Origin of the sequence: Burkholderia aenigmatica (genome assembly GCF_902499175.1) — a bacterium.
GTDB classification, from domain to species: Bacteria; Pseudomonadota; Gammaproteobacteria; order Burkholderiales; family Burkholderiaceae; genus Burkholderia; species Burkholderia aenigmatica.
In genome coordinates this window covers 136,667-150,637 of the sequence record NZ_CABVQC010000013.1, presented here as the reverse complement: position 1 = coordinate 150,637, position 13,971 = coordinate 136,667, and the positions used below count along the sequence as shown (strand labels likewise).

General features: G+C 66.4%; 13 protein-coding genes and 1 tRNA gene. 8 read left to right on the top strand and 6 right to left on the bottom strand.

The genetic code is table 11. The annotated features are described in order from the left end of the window. Positions 1-311 precede the first annotated feature (311 nt). The 3 genes from BDO18943_RS12345 to BDO18943_RS12335 form a co-directional block, all read right to left on the bottom strand. Positions 312-396 (bottom strand) — tRNA-Leu (locus tag BDO18943_RS12345). Positions 397-492: 96 nt separating this feature from the next. Next, positions 493-1,668 (bottom strand): ABC transporter substrate-binding protein, encoded by a 1,176-nt coding sequence (locus tag BDO18943_RS12340; RefSeq protein WP_175022495.1) that lies wholly within the window; start codon positions 1,666-1,668, stop codon positions 493-495. A 64-nt stretch (positions 1,669-1,732) separates the two neighbouring features. Beyond that, positions 1,733-2,674, bottom strand: coding sequence for a CysB family HTH-type transcriptional regulator (locus BDO18943_RS12335; protein ID WP_014896306.1), 942 nt, complete (start codon positions 2,672-2,674; stop codon positions 1,733-1,735). Positions 2,675-2,888: 214 nt separating this feature from the next. Between BDO18943_RS12335 and BDO18943_RS12330 the strand changes: the two genes are divergently transcribed. The 6 genes from BDO18943_RS12330 to cobA all read left to right on the top strand — a co-directional run bounded on the left by BDO18943_RS12330 (position 2,889) and on the right by cobA (position 9,096). Further along, positions 2,889-4,568 (top strand): nitrite/sulfite reductase, encoded by a 1,680-nt coding sequence (locus BDO18943_RS12330; protein ID WP_043189889.1) that lies wholly within the window; start codon positions 2,889-2,891, stop codon positions 4,566-4,568. Between the two features lie 25 nt (positions 4,569-4,593). Further along, positions 4,594-5,151 carry a DUF934 domain-containing protein gene (locus BDO18943_RS12325; protein ID WP_175022494.1) on the top strand — a complete coding sequence of 186 codons (558 nt, stop codon included), beginning with the start codon at positions 4,594-4,596 and terminating at the stop codon, positions 5,149-5,151. After that, positions 5,148-5,894: a phosphoadenylyl-sulfate reductase gene (locus BDO18943_RS12320; protein WP_175022493.1), complete on the top strand. Its 747-nt coding sequence runs from the start codon at positions 5,148-5,150 to the stop codon at positions 5,892-5,894. Before BDO18943_RS12325 ends, BDO18943_RS12320 begins: the two co-directional genes overlap by 4 nt. 76 nt (positions 5,895-5,970) lie before the next feature. Then, positions 5,971-6,933, top strand: a complete 963-nt coding sequence (gene cysD / locus BDO18943_RS12315; protein WP_175022492.1) for a sulfate adenylyltransferase subunit CysD — start codon at positions 5,971-5,973, stop codon at positions 6,931-6,933. A gap of 22 nt (positions 6,934-6,955) precedes the next feature. After that, complete coding sequence (locus BDO18943_RS12310; protein WP_174955427.1) at positions 6,956-8,272, top strand: sulfate adenylyltransferase subunit 1; 1,317 nt, start codon at positions 6,956-6,958, stop codon at positions 8,270-8,272. Positions 8,273-8,346: 74 nt separating this feature from the next. Continuing rightward, positions 8,347-9,096, top strand: a complete 750-nt coding sequence (gene cobA / locus BDO18943_RS12305) for a uroporphyrinogen-III C-methyltransferase (protein ID WP_089451128.1) — start codon at positions 8,347-8,349, stop codon at positions 9,094-9,096. Between the two features lie 116 nt (positions 9,097-9,212). Here the strand turns inward: cobA and BDO18943_RS12300 are convergent, their stop codons facing one another. The 3 genes from BDO18943_RS12300 to lptF are packed head-to-tail and all read right to left on the bottom strand — an operon-like array spanning position 9,213 to position 11,867. Next, entirely contained in the window at positions 9,213-9,596 is a 384-nt protein-coding gene (locus tag BDO18943_RS12300) for a sirohydrochlorin chelatase (RefSeq protein WP_175022491.1), read from the bottom strand. 27 nt (positions 9,597-9,623) lie between these two features. Next, positions 9,624-10,772 carry an LPS export ABC transporter permease LptG gene (gene lptG, locus BDO18943_RS12295; protein WP_175022490.1) on the bottom strand — a complete coding sequence of 383 codons (1,149 nt, stop codon included), beginning with the start codon at positions 10,770-10,772 and terminating at the stop codon, positions 9,624-9,626. Positions 10,773-10,775: 3 nt separating this feature from the next. After that, positions 10,776-11,867 carry an LPS export ABC transporter permease LptF gene (gene lptF / locus BDO18943_RS12290; RefSeq protein WP_043189868.1) on the bottom strand — a complete coding sequence of 364 codons (1,092 nt, stop codon included), beginning with the start codon at positions 11,865-11,867 and terminating at the stop codon, positions 10,776-10,778. A gap of 122 nt (positions 11,868-11,989) precedes the next feature. On the opposite strand from lptF, the gene BDO18943_RS12285 reads away from it, so the two are divergent. Both BDO18943_RS12285 and BDO18943_RS12280 read left to right on the top strand, forming a co-directional pair. Next, positions 11,990-13,501: a leucyl aminopeptidase gene (locus tag BDO18943_RS12285; protein WP_175022489.1), complete on the top strand. Its 1,512-nt coding sequence runs from the start codon at positions 11,990-11,992 to the stop codon at positions 13,499-13,501. Between the two features lie 34 nt (positions 13,502-13,535). Further along, the gene (locus BDO18943_RS12280; RefSeq protein ID WP_043189863.1) at positions 13,536-13,952 is read left to right on the top strand and encodes a DNA polymerase III subunit chi; all 417 of its coding nucleotides are present in this window, start codon (positions 13,536-13,538) and stop codon (positions 13,950-13,952) included. Positions 13,953-13,971 lie beyond the last annotated feature (19 nt).

The window sequence follows — 13,971 nt, the reverse complement described above, 5'->3', positions numbered from 1 at the left end:
TTCCGGACTCTTCCCGTATCATCCCGGTTGTTCCCACTTATCTTTCGTCCCCCTGGGAAATATCTCTCCTTCTCTCAGTACGTCGCATCCGGCCAGCATGAGCGACAGCGCCACGGCGAGCACGCGGCGGCAGAGCGGAGATGAAATCGTGCGCATGGACATGGCGTGCCTCCGTGTCGCGCATCCTCATGATGCTTGGACTGCTGCGTGGGGGTACGCGTTGCGGGTGCATGCGGCAAAAACAAAAAACCCGCGAAGCGGCGAGCTTGCGCGGGTTTCGGGAAGCGCAGCGCATCGCGCTGCGAGAATGCTGGTGCCCAGGGCCGGAATCGAACCGGCACGCCTTGCGGCGGGGGATTTTGAGTCCCCTGCGTCTACCAATTTCACCACCTGGGCTTGATCCTGGCCGCGCATGCGATTGTGCGCGGCGAAACGCGGATTATGTCCGAAATCCTGCCGCCGGGCAAGCTGCCCGGTTGCCGGCCGCACACGTCACTGGCTCAGGTAGACGAACCGGCCCTGTTTGACGATCCCCATCACGCTCGCGCGCTGATCGAGCCCCACATGATCCTTGTCGCTCGTGTTGACGACGCCATTCGGCACGACGAGCTCGTGCGCGCGTTCCAGCTCGTGCCGCAGCGCCGCGCGGAACGTGGGCGTGCCGGGCTGCGCGGCCTTAAGCGCGCGGCCGACCGCGTCGGCGAGGCGCGGATAGACGCCCGCCGCGTCGCCCGCGAACTGCGTGACCGTGCCGGCGCCGTACTTCGCCTCGTACGCGTCGACGAACGCGAGCGCGGCCTTGCGGGCCGGATGATCGGCCGGCAGCGTGCGTGCGACGACCACCGGCTGGGTCGGGAACAGCGTCCCGTCGACGTCCTTGCCGCCAAGCTTGATGAATTCCGGCGTCGCGATCCCGTGCGTCTGATAGATCGGGCCCTTGTAGCCGCGTTCGATCAGCGTGCGCTGCGGCAGCACGGCGGGCGTGCCCGAGCCCGCGATCAGGATCGCGTCGGGCTTTGCCGCGATCAGCTTCAGCGCCTGGCCCGTGACGCTCGCGTCGGTGCGGTTGAAGCGCTCGGTCGCGATGACGCGGATCTTGCGCAGGTCCGCGAAACGCGTGAACTCGTTCAGCCAACTGTCGCCATAGCTGTCCGCGAAGCCGATGAAGCTGACCGTCTTCACGCCGTGGTTCGCCATATAGCGCGTCATCACGTCGGCCATCGCGCTGTCGCTCTGCGCCATCTTGAACGCCCAGGTTCGCGCGCCTTCCTGCGGCTCGACGATCGCGCCGGAACCGACCAGCGTGATCATCGGCGTCTGCCCGGTGGCCGCCGCATCGAGCGCCGCGAGCGCGGCCGGGGTGATGTTCGGGCCGACCACGACGTCGACGTGATCCTCGTCCACCAGCTTGCGGATATTGCGCACCGCGGTGCCGGGATCGGACGCGTCGTCGAGCACCGTCACCTGCACGGGCTGCCCGGCGATCGTCTTCGGCCACATCAGGATCGCGTTCTTGCTCGTGATGCCGATCGCGGCGGCCGGGCCGGTCGACGACAGGTCGACGCCGACCTTCAGGTCGGCCTGCGCGGCCACGCAGGCGAGCGCGAGGGCGACGCCGGCGGCGCGGCGCAGCAGAGCGGGAAGTGGTGGCAGGGCGGGACGCGTCATGCGGAATGCTCCGTCGGACAGCAAAAAGGGGCGCGATGTGCGCCCCCGTGTTTATACACGCCGCTCAGAGTTCGTACGATTCGGATTCGCCCTTGAGCGCCTGTTCGATCAGCTTGCGGTTCAGCGTCGGCGACAGCAGTTCGACCAACGTATACACATAGCTGCGCAGGTAGGCGCCCTGCTTGAGCGCGACGCGCGTCACGTTGCTGCCGAACAGGTGGCCGACCGGGATCAGCCGCAGGTTGCGGTCGCGCTCCGGGTTGAACGCGATGTCGGCCATGATGCCGACGCCGAGGCCGAGTTCGACGTAGGTCTTGATCACGTCGGCGTCGATCGCCTCGAGCACGATGTCCGGCGACAGCCCGCGCAGCGCGAACGCATGGTTGATCTTCTTGCGGCCCGCGAACGCGTCGTCGTACGTGATCAGCGGGTACTGCGCGAGATCGTCGAGCGTGACCGGCTTGCGTTCGAGCAGCGGATGGTCGGCCGGCACGACGGCCGCGTGGTGCCACTGGAAGCAGGGCAGCGACACGAGTTCCTTGTAGTCGGAAATCGCCTCGGTCGCGATCGCGAGATCGGCCTGGTCGTGGATCACCATCTCGGCGACCTGCGTCGGGCTGCCCTGCAGGATCGACAGGTGCACCTTCGGGAAGCGTTTCTTGAATTCGGCGATCGCCGCCGGCAGCGAGTAGCGGGCCTGCGTGTGGGTCGCGGCGATGGTCAGGTTGCCCTGATCCTGGGCTGCATAATCTTTCCCGACCCTTTTAAGGCTTTCAACCTCCTGGAGGATCCGCTCGACCGACGCGAGGATGATCCTGCCCGGCTCGGTGAGCGAGCGCACGCGCTTGCCGTGCCGCGTGAAGATCTCCACGCCCAGCTCGTCCTCGAGCTCGATGATCGCCTTCGATACCCCCGGTTGCGACGTGTAGAGCGCCTTGGCGGCCTCGGTGAGGTTGAAATTCTGCCGGACGGCCTCGCGCACGAAGCGAAATTGGTGCAGGTTCATTTATAACCCTTCCGCATATCAACAGAATTTTTTAGTCGTTTGAAATATAAGGCGAGTTTATTACGATTCACCGGAGTTTTTCAAATATGGATATCTGTTTTCGTCATTAGCAATCCACCCGGCAGCGGATGGCGGTGGTGACGGCGGAACGGAGATTCGGGCGCGACGTGGCTAGGACGTCGCGCGGTCACCACGAAAACCCTGGGGTCCCCGAATGTATCAGTACGACCAATACGACCAGACGATCGTCGACGAGCGTGTCGCGCAGTACCGCGATCAGGTGCGCCGCCGGCTGTCGGGCGAGTTGAGCGAAGACGAATTCCGTCCGCTGCGCCTGCAGAACGGCCTGTACATGCAGCGCCACGCGTACATGCACCGCATCGCGATTCCGTACGGCAACCTGCGCAGCGACCAGCTCCGGATGCTGGCGCGCATCGCCCGCGAACACGACCGCGGCTACGGTCACTTCTCGACCCGCTCGAACATCCAGTTCAACTGGGTCGAGCTGGAAGACACGCCCGAAATCCTCGCGAAGCTCGCGTCGGTGCAGATGCACGCGATCCAGACGTCGGGTAACTGCATCCGCAACATCACGGCCGACCAGTTCGCCGGCGTCGCGCAGGACGAGGAGATCGATCCGCGTCCGTGGTCGGAAATCCTGCGCCAGTGGTCGACGTTCCATCCCGAATTCCTGTGGCTGCCGCGCAAGTTCAAGATCGCGGTGTCGGGCTCGAAGGACGACCGCGCGGCCGTGCAGATCCACGACCTCGGCGTGTACCTGAAGAAGAATGCGCAGGGCGAAGTGGTCGCGAGCATCCTCGCGGGCGGCGGCCTCGGCCGGACGCCGATCATCGGCGCGGTGATCAAGGAAGACCTGCCGTGGCAGCACCTGCTGACCTACTGCGAAGCCGTGCTGCGCGTGTATAACCGCTACGGCCGCCGCGACAACCTGTACAAGGCGCGCATCAAGATCCTCGTGAAGGCGTTGTCGCCCGCGAAGTTCGCGCAGCAGGTCGAGGAAGAGTGGCAGCACCTGAAGGACGGCCCGTCGACGCTCACGCAGGCGGAAGTCGATCGCGTGTCGCAGTACTTCCAGCCGCCGGCCTACGAGAAGCTGGCCGACACCGACGCATCGTTCGAACAGCATCTGCTCGAGAACAAGGCGTTCGCGCGCTGGGTCGAGCGTAACGTCGCGCCGCACAAGGTGGCTGGCTACGCGGCCGTCACGCTGTCGCTGAAGGATCATCGCGCGGCGCCGGGCGACGCGACCGACAAGCAGATGGAACAGGTGGCCGACTGGGCCGACGCGTACTCGTTCGGCGAGCTGCGCGTGTCGCACGAGCAGAACCTGATCCTCGCGAACGTGAAGAAGCGCGACCTGTTCGCGGTGTGGGAAAAGGCGAAGGCCGCCGGTTTCGCGACGCCGAACATCGGCCTCCTGACCGACATCATCGCGTGCCCGGGCGGCGACTTCTGCTCGCTCGCGAACGCGAAGTCGATCCCGATCGCGCTGGGGATCCAGCAGCGCTTCGACGATCTCGACTATGTGTACGACCTCGGCGACCTGTCGCTGAACATTTCCGGTTGCATGAACTCGTGCGGTCACCACCATGTCGGCAACATCGGCATCCTCGGCGTCGACAAGGACGGTGCCGAGTGGTACCAGGTGTCGCTCGGCGGCGAGCAGGGCACGGGCCAGAACGGCGCGCGCCTCGGCCGCGTGATCGGGCCGTCGTTCTCGGCGGAAGAAGTGCCCGACGTGATCGCGAAGCTGATCGACACGTTCGTCGAATCGCGCATCGACGGCGAGCGCTTCGTCGACACGTACGACCGTATCGGCATCGCGCCGTTCAAGGAGCGCGTGTATGCGGCGCGCCAGGCAGTGAACGCGTAACCAACCGGGTAGAAGGAACTAGCAGATGGCTTCGATTATCAAGAACCGCGCAGTGATCGACGATGCATGGCAGGTCGTGCGCGCGGCGGAAGACGGTGCACTGCCCGCGGTCGACGCATTGCCGGCCGGCAAGGTGCTGGTGCCGTTCGCGTTGTGGCAGGCCGAGCGCGCGGCGCTCGTCGCCGCGAAGACGAAGGACGAGCTCGGCGTGTGGCTCGCACCGGACAGCGAGCCGGCCGATCTCGTGGCCGATTTCAGCGCGATTTCGCTGGTCGCGGTCGATTTCCCGCGCTTCGCGGACGGCCGCGGCTACAGCATCGCGCGCCTGCTGCGCGAGCGCCACGGCTGGACGGGCGAGCTGCGCGCGATCGGCGACGTGCTGCGCGACCAGCTGCTGTACATGTCGCGTTGCGGCTTCGACGCATACGCGGTGCGCGCCGACAAGGACATCCACGATGCGCTGAATGCGTTCACGGAATTCACGCAGCGTTACCAGGGTGCGTTCGACCAGCCCGAACCGCTGTTCCGCCGTCGCGCCGCGGCGGCTGACGTAGCGACGCGCGAAGCGAAGGTGAGCGCATGAGCACCGCTACCGCGCTGACGCCGGAACTCGCCGCGAAGGTCGAGCGCCTCGACGCGCTGCTCGCGCAGATCGGTGCCCGTCACGAGAAGGTGAAGTTCGCGAGCAGCCTCGCGGCGGAAGACATGCTGCTCACGCATGCGATCCTGTCGAAGGGCGTGTCGATCGGCATCTTCTCGCTGAATACGGGCCGCCTGCACGCGGAAACGCTCGGTATGATCGACCGTGTGCGCGAGCGCTACGGCTACGAGATCGAGCAGTTCCATCCGCAGCAGGACGCGGTCGACCAGTACGTTGCCGAGCACGGCCTGAACGCGTTCTACGAGAGCGTCGAGCTGCGCAAGTCGTGCTGCCACATCCGCAAGGTCGAGCCGCTGAACCGCGCGCTGTCGGACGTCGGTGCGTGGGTCACGGGCCAGCGCCGCGAGCAGTCGGTCACGCGCGCGGAGCTGCACGAGGAAGAACAGGACGATGCACGCGGGATCGCGAAGTACAACCCGCTCGCCGACTGGACGGAAGCCGACGTGTGGGCGTACCTCAAGGCGTTTGACGTGCCGGTGAATCCGCTGCATGCGCGCGGCTACCCGAGCATCGGCTGCGAGCCGTGTACGCGGGCGATCCGTCCCGGCGAGGACAGCCGCGCGGGCCGCTGGTGGTGGGAGTCGCGCGATACGAAGGAATGCGGGCTGCACATCACGACGATCACGCCGATTCCCGCGGAAGCCGTTACCGGCGCCACGCACTGAAAGCCTGACAAGAAACTGAATATTGCGCCGCCCGCGACAGCGGGCGGCACGAACCCAGAAGAGAAGGACTGAAATCATGAGCACGACGCTCGAGCAATCCGCCTTTGCCCCGCCCACCGGTGCCGACAACCGCATGGGCCACCTCGACTGGCTCGAAGCCGAGTCGATCCACATCCTGCGCGAACTGGTCGCCGAATGCAGCAAGCCGGCGCTGTTGTTCTCGGGCGGCAAGGATTCGGTCGTCGTGCTGCATCTGGCGCTGAAAGCATTCGGCCTCGGCGCGAACCGCAAGACGACGCTGCCGTTCCCGCTCGTGCACATCGACACGGGCCACAACTACGAAGAAGTGATCGACTTCCGCGATCGCCGCGCGCAGGAGCTGGGCGCCGAGCTGGTCGTCGGGCACGTCGAGGATTCGATCAAGCGCGGCACGGTCGTGCTGCGCCGCGAAACCGATTCGCGTAATGCCGCGCAGGCCGTCACGCTGCTCGAGACGATCGAGCAGCACGGCTACACGGCGCTGATCGGCGGCGCGCGCCGCGACGAAGAGAAGGCGCGGGCGAAGGAACGCATCTTCTCGTTCCGCGACGAATTCGGCCAGTGGGATCCGAAGGCGCAGCGCCCGGAACTGTGGAGCCTGTACAACGCCCGTCTGCACAAGGGCGAGCACCTGCGCGTGTTCCCGATCTCGAACTGGACCGAGCTCGACGTGTGGCAGTACATCGCACGCGAGAACCTCGAACTGCCGTCGATCTATTACGCGCACCCGCGCGAGATCGTGCGCCGCAACGGGCTGCTCGTGCCCGTCACGCCGCTCACGCCGATGCGTGACGGCGAGACGAGCGAGCTTGCGCAGGTGCGTTTCCGCACGGTCGGCGACATTTCCTGCACGTGCCCGGTCGAGAGCGACGCGGACGACGTCGAGAAGATCATCGCCGAGACGGCGGTGACCGAGATCACCGAGCGCGGCGCGACCCGGATGGACGACCAGGCATCCGAAGCGGCGATGGAACAGCGCAAGAAGCAAGGTTATTTCTGAAGCACACGAGGACATTCACATCATGAGCATCATCGAGAACAACGAAGACCTCGGCGTGCTGCGCTTCATCACCGCAGGCAGCGTCGACGACGGCAAGAGCACGCTGATCGGCCGCCTGCTGTACGACAGCAAGGCCGTGCTGTCCGACCAGCTGTCCGCGCTGTCGCGTGCGAAGAACAAGCGCACGGTCGGCGACGAGCTCGACCTCGCGCTGCTGACCGACGGTCTCGAAGCCGAGCGCGAGCAGGGCATCACGATCGACGTCGCGTACCGCTACTTCGCGACCGCGAAGCGCAAGTTCATCATCGCCGACACGCCGGGCCACGAGCAGTACACGCGCAACATGGTGACGGGCGCGTCGACCGCGCACGCGGCGATCATCCTGATCGACGCGACGCGCGTGACGATCGAGAACGGCGTGGCTGACCTGCTGCCGCAGACCAAGCGCCACAGCGCGATCGTCAAGCTGCTCGCGCTGCAGCACGTGATCGTCGCGATCAACAAGATGGACCTCGTCGACTACAGCGAAGCGCGCTTCAACGAGATCCGCGACGCCTACGTCACGCTGGCGAAGCAACTCGGCCTGAGCGACGTGCGCTTCGTGCCGGTGTCGGCGCTGAAGGGCGACAACATCGTCGGCGCGAGCGAGCGCATGCCGTGGTACGCGGGCGAACCGCTGCTCGACGTGCTCGAATCGCTGCCGGTCGAGACGCAGGCGCATGACGCGCTGCGCTTCCCGGTGCAGTGGGTCGCGCGCCAGGACGGCAGTTCGGCCGACGATTTCCGCGGCTATATGGGCCGTCTCGAGTCGGGCGAAGTGAAGGTCGGCGACGAGATCGTCGTGCTGCCGTCGAACCGCACGGCCACGATCGCCGAGATCGTCGCGCCGGTGCCGGGCGGCACCGCGTCCGTCCCGCATGCGTTCGCGGGCCAGACCGTGACGATCCGCCTCGCGGAAGACGTCGACGTGTCGCGCGGCGACATGTTCGTCACGTCCGGCGAGCCGGTCGAGCCGGCGAAGAAGCTCGAAGCCGATCTGTGCTGGTTCGACGAGACGCCGCTGTCGCCGCAGCGCAAGTACCTGCTGAAGCAGACCACCAGCACGGTGTTCGCGAAGATCGGCGGCGTCAAGCAGGTGCTCGACGTGCACACGCTGTCGCACGCGACCGACCGTCACGAGCTGAAGATGAACGACATCGGCCGCGTCGCGCTGACGCTGCAGAAGCCGATCGTTTGCGACACGTACGACGCGCATCCGGGTACCGGTGCGTTCGTGCTGATCGACGAGGCGACGCACCACACGGTCGCCGCAGGCATGATCCGGGCATTCTCGGCATAACCGGAGAGCCGCGCCGCCTCATGGCGGCGCGGGCCGGACGCCGTCGTCCGCAGGGACCAAGCGAAGCGACAAATATGGGCAAGGTGTATCTGATCGGAGCAGGGCCGGGCGCAGCCGACCTCATCACGGTGCGTGGCGCGCGGCTGCTCGCGCAGGCGGACGTCGTGCTGCACGACGCGCTCGTTGAGCCCGCGATGCTCGACTACGCGCCGAACGCGCGCCGCATTGCGGTCGGCAAGCGCTGCGGGCAGCGCTCGACCGCGCAGCACTTCATCAACAAGCAGATCGTCGATGCGGCACGCGAGCACGCGTGCGTCGTGCGGCTGAAGGGCGGCGACCCGATGCTGTTCGGTCGCGCGGAAGAGGAAATGCGCGCGCTGGAAGCAGCCGGTATCGACTACGAGGTCGTGCCGGGCATCACCGCGGCGCTGGCCGGCGCGGCGACGCTGAAGCGTTCGCTGACGTTGCGCGGCGTGTCGCGCAGCGTGGCATTCGCGACGCACAGCCGCGCACCGGGCAGCGACGAGATTCGCGAAGCCGCACGCGCCGATTCGATCGTCTACTACATGGGCCGCGACAGCGCGCCCGGCATCGCGCAGGAGCTGATCGACGCCGGCCGTGCGCCGGCGACGCCGGTGGCGATCGTGGAGGCGTGCAGCACCGCGCGCGAGCGCACGCTGACGCTGACGCTCGCGCAGATGGCGGCGGGCGACGCGCAGGCGTGGCTCGATCCGGCCGAACCGAGCCTGCTGATGATCGGCGATGCGTTCGCGGAGCGCGCCGCGCAGGCAAAAGAGGGTAGCGCGTTGCGCGATGCCGCCTGAGCGGGAACGGCGCGTGGCGATGCCTCGCACGCCGCCGTTCCGGTGACTGACGCAGTCCAAAAAAAAGCGCTGGCTTCTGCCAGCGCTTTTTTCATTTGAGGCCGCCGATGCTTCGTTCAGGCGTCGTCGCCGACCTGGTCGATGCAGTAGCGCGCGATCGCGTCGAGCACACCGTCGTCTTCGCCGACGGCCGTCGCGCAGCGGATCTCGACGCCGGGGTGCGCGGCGCGGCAGGCGTCGACGAGCTGCGGCAGGTCGCGGCGGACATGGCCGCCCTGGCCGAAGAACACGGGCACCACGGTGATGTGCGTGCAGCCGGCCGCGACCTGCGCGGCGACCGCGTCACCGAGCGACGGCGTCATCAGTTCGAGGAACGCGAGCGACACGTGCGCAGTGGGGGAGGGGGCGCCGCGCAGCCGCGCGGCGAGCCGCTCGAACGGCTCGGCCCAGCGCGGGTCGCGGGCGCCGTGGCCGAACAGGACGATGCCGTGCGAACTCATGTCGAAGCCTCCGTCGCGACGCGGCACTCAGTGCCGGTCGACCCACTTGAGCGCGAACAGCCCGAGCGCGAGATAGATGAGGCCTGGCGTGGCGGCCGTCAGTGGCGCGGGCCAGGTGTTCAGCGTGCCGATGTGCGAGAACAGCGTATTGAGGAGCTGGAAGCTCATGCCGAGCATGATGCCGCCGAACACCTTCACGCCGACCACACCCGCGCGCGTGTGCAGGTACGCGAACGGCAGCGACAGCACGAGCATCACGAACACCGCGAACGGATACAGCAGCTTGCGCCACAGTGCGATGTCGTAGCGCTGCGTGTCCTGCTGGTTCTCGCGCAAGTGCTGGATGTAGCGGAACAGGTTGATGAGCGACATGCGTTCCGGCGACACGAGCAGCACCGACAGGATTTGCGGCGTCAGGTCCGAACGCAGCCGGTATTCGGGCAGCGACACCTGCTGCGACCGGTACACGGGGTTCAGCGCGTCGGTCGGCTGGCCGCTGATCGGCTTGATCGGCGTGAGTTCCGTTTCCGTGACGCCCTTCAGCAGCCAGTGGCCGGGCGGCTCGTAGCGGCCCGTTTGCGCGATCCGCACGTTCCGCAGCTGGAATTTCGAATCGAATTCGTAGATGCGCACGTTGCTGATCGTCGAGTCGGGCGACAGGCTGCCGACGTTGACGAAGCGCGTGACCTGCTCGCCGTTCTCGCGGGCCGCGAGCGTGTCCTTCACCCACACGCCCGACTGGAAGTTCGACGACACCGACGCGCCGAGCGCCTGCAGCCGCACGCGTTCGGACAGCTGGTCGGCGTACGGGCCGACGAATTCGCCGATCAGGTAGGTGAGGATCACGAGCGGGATGCCGATCTTCAGCAGCGAGCGCAACGCCTGATTGGTCGCGAGGCCCGACACGCGGAAGATCGTGAATTCCGAGTTCGCGGCCATCTGCGCGAACACGTAGATCGCGCTGATCAGCGCGGCGACCGGGATGATCTCGTAGAAGCGCGACGGCGTCTGCAGCGCGACGCGCAGCACCGCGTAGCCGAACTTGTAGTTGCCGTGCCCGACCGAATTCAGTTCGCTGATCAGGTCGAAGAAGAAGAACAGGCCCGAGAATGCGAACAGGATGAAGACGAACGTGACGTAGATCTGTCGCGCGAAGTACTTTTCATAGAGCCGCATCGATCATGCTCCCGAGCGGCCGAACAGCGCGCGTGTAAACAGCGGACGATTGCGCACGCGCAACCAGAAGATGAACGCGACGATCACCGCGACGACCAGATGCAGGCCGACCAGGCCGACGCCGAACGACATCTTGCCCTGCTCGATCTGCGCCTGCACGACGTTCAGCAAGTTCGAGTACGTGAGGTAGATCAGCACTGCCATCACGAGGTTGATCGTGCGGCTGCGGCGCGGGTTCTGGTACGACAGCGGAATGCCGAGCACCATCAGGTTGATCGCGATCAGCGGCAGCCCCGCGCGCCACGCGAATTCCGCGAGGTTGTCGTTCGTCGGGTTGCGCAGCAGGTCCGGCGTCGGCGTGCTGTTGGTGCTCGGCACGTTGGTGACCGGGGTGCTCGTGATCTTCACGCCGTAGCGCTCGAACTCCATGATCTTGAAGTTCGGCTGGCCGGGCGTGCCGTCGTAGCGGCGGCCGTCTTCCAGGACGACGAAGCGGCTGCCGTCGCGCGTTTCCGTGTGCCCCGTCTGCGACACGACCACGTTGACCTTGCCGTTCTCGGTCGAGGTCACGAACACGTTCTGCACCTTGCTCTGGTCGGGCGTCATCTTCTCGATGAAGAACACGCGGTGGTTCGCGGCCGACTCGCGGAACTGGCCCGGCGCGAGCAGCGAGATCTCGTCGCGCTGCTGGAAGCGCGCCTTGATCATCTTGCTCTGCTGGTTCGACCACGGCCAGCCGACGAACGCGAAGAAGGCGATCAGCAGCACGATCGGCGTGGCGAACACGCCGATCGGCTTGATGAGGCGCGTGAGGCTCACGCCCGACGCGAGCCACACGACCATTTCGGAGTCCCGGTACCACCGGGTCAGCACGAACAGGATCGACACGAACAGCGTGACGACGAGCATCACGGCGAGGTAGCCGATCACGGTGAGGCCGATCAGCACGAGGACGTCCCGCGGATCGATTTCACCGGACGCGGCGTAGCCGACGATGCGGATCATCATCGTCGTGAGCATGATCGTGAGCAGCACCATGAACACGGCGCCAGCCGTATACGCAAGCTCGCGCTGGAGGGAGCGTTCGAAGATCATTCTTGATGAGAAGAGGGCGGGAGGCTGCGCACGCGTGGTGCGGCGCTCGCGCCGCCACGGGAAAAATAGCGGATAATTGCGGCTTTCATCCTTAGCCCAGATTTTATCCGAGGACAAGCGCGATGGACTTTAGCATAAAAGGCTGTGATTGGAGCAAAGGCGAGGCCAAGGGGTTCCTGACCGGGAAGTCCGACTGCATCGTGCTCGGCATCTTCGAGGCGCAGACCCTTTCGGGCGCGGCGCTCGACATCGACACGGCCACCAAGGGGCTGATTTCGCGCGTGGTGAAGGCCGGCGACATGGACGGCAAGCGCGGCAAGACGCTGTTCCTGCACGAAGTGTCGGGCATCGGCGCGTCGCGCGTGCTGCTCGTCGGCCTCGGCAAGCAGGATGCTTTCAATCAGAAAGCCTATAACGATGCCGTGACGGCCGCATGGCGCGCGCTGCTGGCGACCAAGGTCGTCCAGGTCACGTTCACGCTCGCGCAACTGCCGGTCGACGAGCGCAGCTCCGACTGGGGCGTGCGCGCGGCGATTCTCGCGCTGCGCAACGAGACCTACCGCTTCACGCAGATGAAGAGCAAGCCGGAACCGGCGCCGCACACGCTCAAGCGCGTCGTGTTCAGCGTCGATCCGTCCGACGAAAAGGCTGCGAAGGTCGCGGTCAAGCAGGCCGTCGCGCTCGCGAACGGGATGGATCTCACCCGCGACCTGGGCAACCTGCCGGGCAACGTCTGCACGCCGACCTACCTCGGCAACACCGCGAAGAAGATCGCGAAGGATTGGGGCCTGAAGGCGGAAGTGCTCGGGCTCAAGCAGATCCAGGCGCTGAAGATGGGCTCGTTCCTGTCGGTCGCGCGCGCGTCGGTCGAGCCGCCGCAGTTCATCGTGCTGCACTACCAGGGCGCCGCCGCGAAGGCCGCGCCGGTCGTGCTGGTCGGCAAGGGCATCACGTTCGACACGGGCGGCATCTCGCTGAAGCCGGGCGAGGGCATGGACGAGATGAAGTACGACATGTGCGGTGCGGGCTCCGTGCTCGGCACGATGCGCGCGGTCGCCGAGATGGGCCTGAAGATCAACGTCGTCGCGATCGTGCCGACCTGCGAGAACATGCCGGGCGGCAACGCGACGAAGCCGGGCGACATCGTCACCAGCATGAAGGGCCTGACGATCGAGGTGCTGAACACCGACGCCGAAGGCCGTCTGATCTTGTGCGACGCGCTCACGTACGCCGAGCGCTTCAAGCCGGCTGCGGTGATCGACGTTGCCACGCTGACGGGCGCATGCGTGATCGCGCTGGGCGGCCACAACAGCGGCCTGTTCTCGACCGACGACGCGCTTGCGGGCGAACTGCTCGACGCATCGCGCGAGGCAAACGATCCGGCGTGGCGCATGCCGCTCGACGACGAGTACCAGGATCAGCTGAAGTCGAACTTCGCGGATCTCGCGAACATCGGCGGGCGCCCGGCCGGCGCCGTGACGGCCGCGTGCTTCCTGTCGCGCTTCACCGACAGCTATCCGTGGGCCCACCTCGACATCGCGGGTACCGCCTGGAAGGGTGGTGCAGCGAAGGGCGCGACGGGCCGTCCGGTGCCGCTGCTCGCGCAGTTCCTGATCGACCGCGCCGGCCAGTGATGGCGGTGTTGACGACGCTGCGGGTACGCGGGCAATGACGCGGATCGATTTCCACTCGAACGTCGGCGATTCGCTCGCGTACGCGTGCCGGCTGCTGCGCAAGGCCTACCTGGCCGGGCAGCCGGTCGTCGTGCTCGCCGAGCCCGCGCGCCTGCGCGCGCTCGACGAGCGGCTCTGGACGTTTTCGCCGCTCGATTTCATCCCGCATTGCGGTGTCGACAGCGAGCACGCAGCCGGCACGCCGATCGTGCTGGCCGCGGATCTCGACCGCGCACCGCATCATCACGTGCTGCTGAACCTCGGCGCGGCCGTGCCCGCGCAGTTCGCTCGCTTCGAGCGCCTGCTCGAAGTGGTCGGCAATGCGCCGGACGAGCTCGCCGCGGGCCGCGACCGCTACCGGTTCTACCGCGATCGCGGCTACGCGCTGAACAACTACAAGCAGGGCGGCTAGCCGCAACCGTCGACGGAGT

Coding starts and splice junctions, on each gene's coding strand:
- BDO18943_RS12340 (WP_175022495.1), bottom strand. CDS start 1,668: ATGACGCGTCCCGCCCTGCCACCACTTCCCGCTCTGCTGCGCCGCGCC.
- BDO18943_RS12335 (WP_014896306.1), bottom strand. CDS start 2,674: ATGAACCTGCACCAATTTCGCTTCGTGCGCGAGGCCGTCCGGCAGAAT.
- BDO18943_RS12330 (WP_043189889.1), top strand. CDS start 2,889: ATGTATCAGTACGACCAATACGACCAGACGATCGTCGACGAGCGTGTC.
- BDO18943_RS12325 (WP_175022494.1), top strand. CDS start 4,594: ATGGCTTCGATTATCAAGAACCGCGCAGTGATCGACGATGCATGGCAG.
- BDO18943_RS12320 (WP_175022493.1), top strand. CDS start 5,148: ATGAGCACCGCTACCGCGCTGACGCCGGAACTCGCCGCGAAGGTCGAG.
- cysD (WP_175022492.1), top strand. CDS start 5,971: ATGAGCACGACGCTCGAGCAATCCGCCTTTGCCCCGCCCACCGGTGCC.
- BDO18943_RS12310 (WP_174955427.1), top strand. CDS start 6,956: ATGAGCATCATCGAGAACAACGAAGACCTCGGCGTGCTGCGCTTCATC.
- cobA (WP_089451128.1), top strand. CDS start 8,347: ATGGGCAAGGTGTATCTGATCGGAGCAGGGCCGGGCGCAGCCGACCTC.
- BDO18943_RS12300 (WP_175022491.1), bottom strand. CDS start 9,596: ATGAGTTCGCACGGCATCGTCCTGTTCGGCCACGGCGCCCGCGACCCG.
- lptG (WP_175022490.1), bottom strand. CDS start 10,772: ATGCGGCTCTATGAAAAGTACTTCGCGCGACAGATCTACGTCACGTTC.
- lptF (WP_043189868.1), bottom strand. CDS start 11,867: ATGATCTTCGAACGCTCCCTCCAGCGCGAGCTTGCGTATACGGCTGGC.
- BDO18943_RS12285 (WP_175022489.1), top strand. CDS start 11,990: ATGGACTTTAGCATAAAAGGCTGTGATTGGAGCAAAGGCGAGGCCAAG.
- BDO18943_RS12280 (WP_043189863.1), top strand. CDS start 13,536: ATGACGCGGATCGATTTCCACTCGAACGTCGGCGATTCGCTCGCGTAC.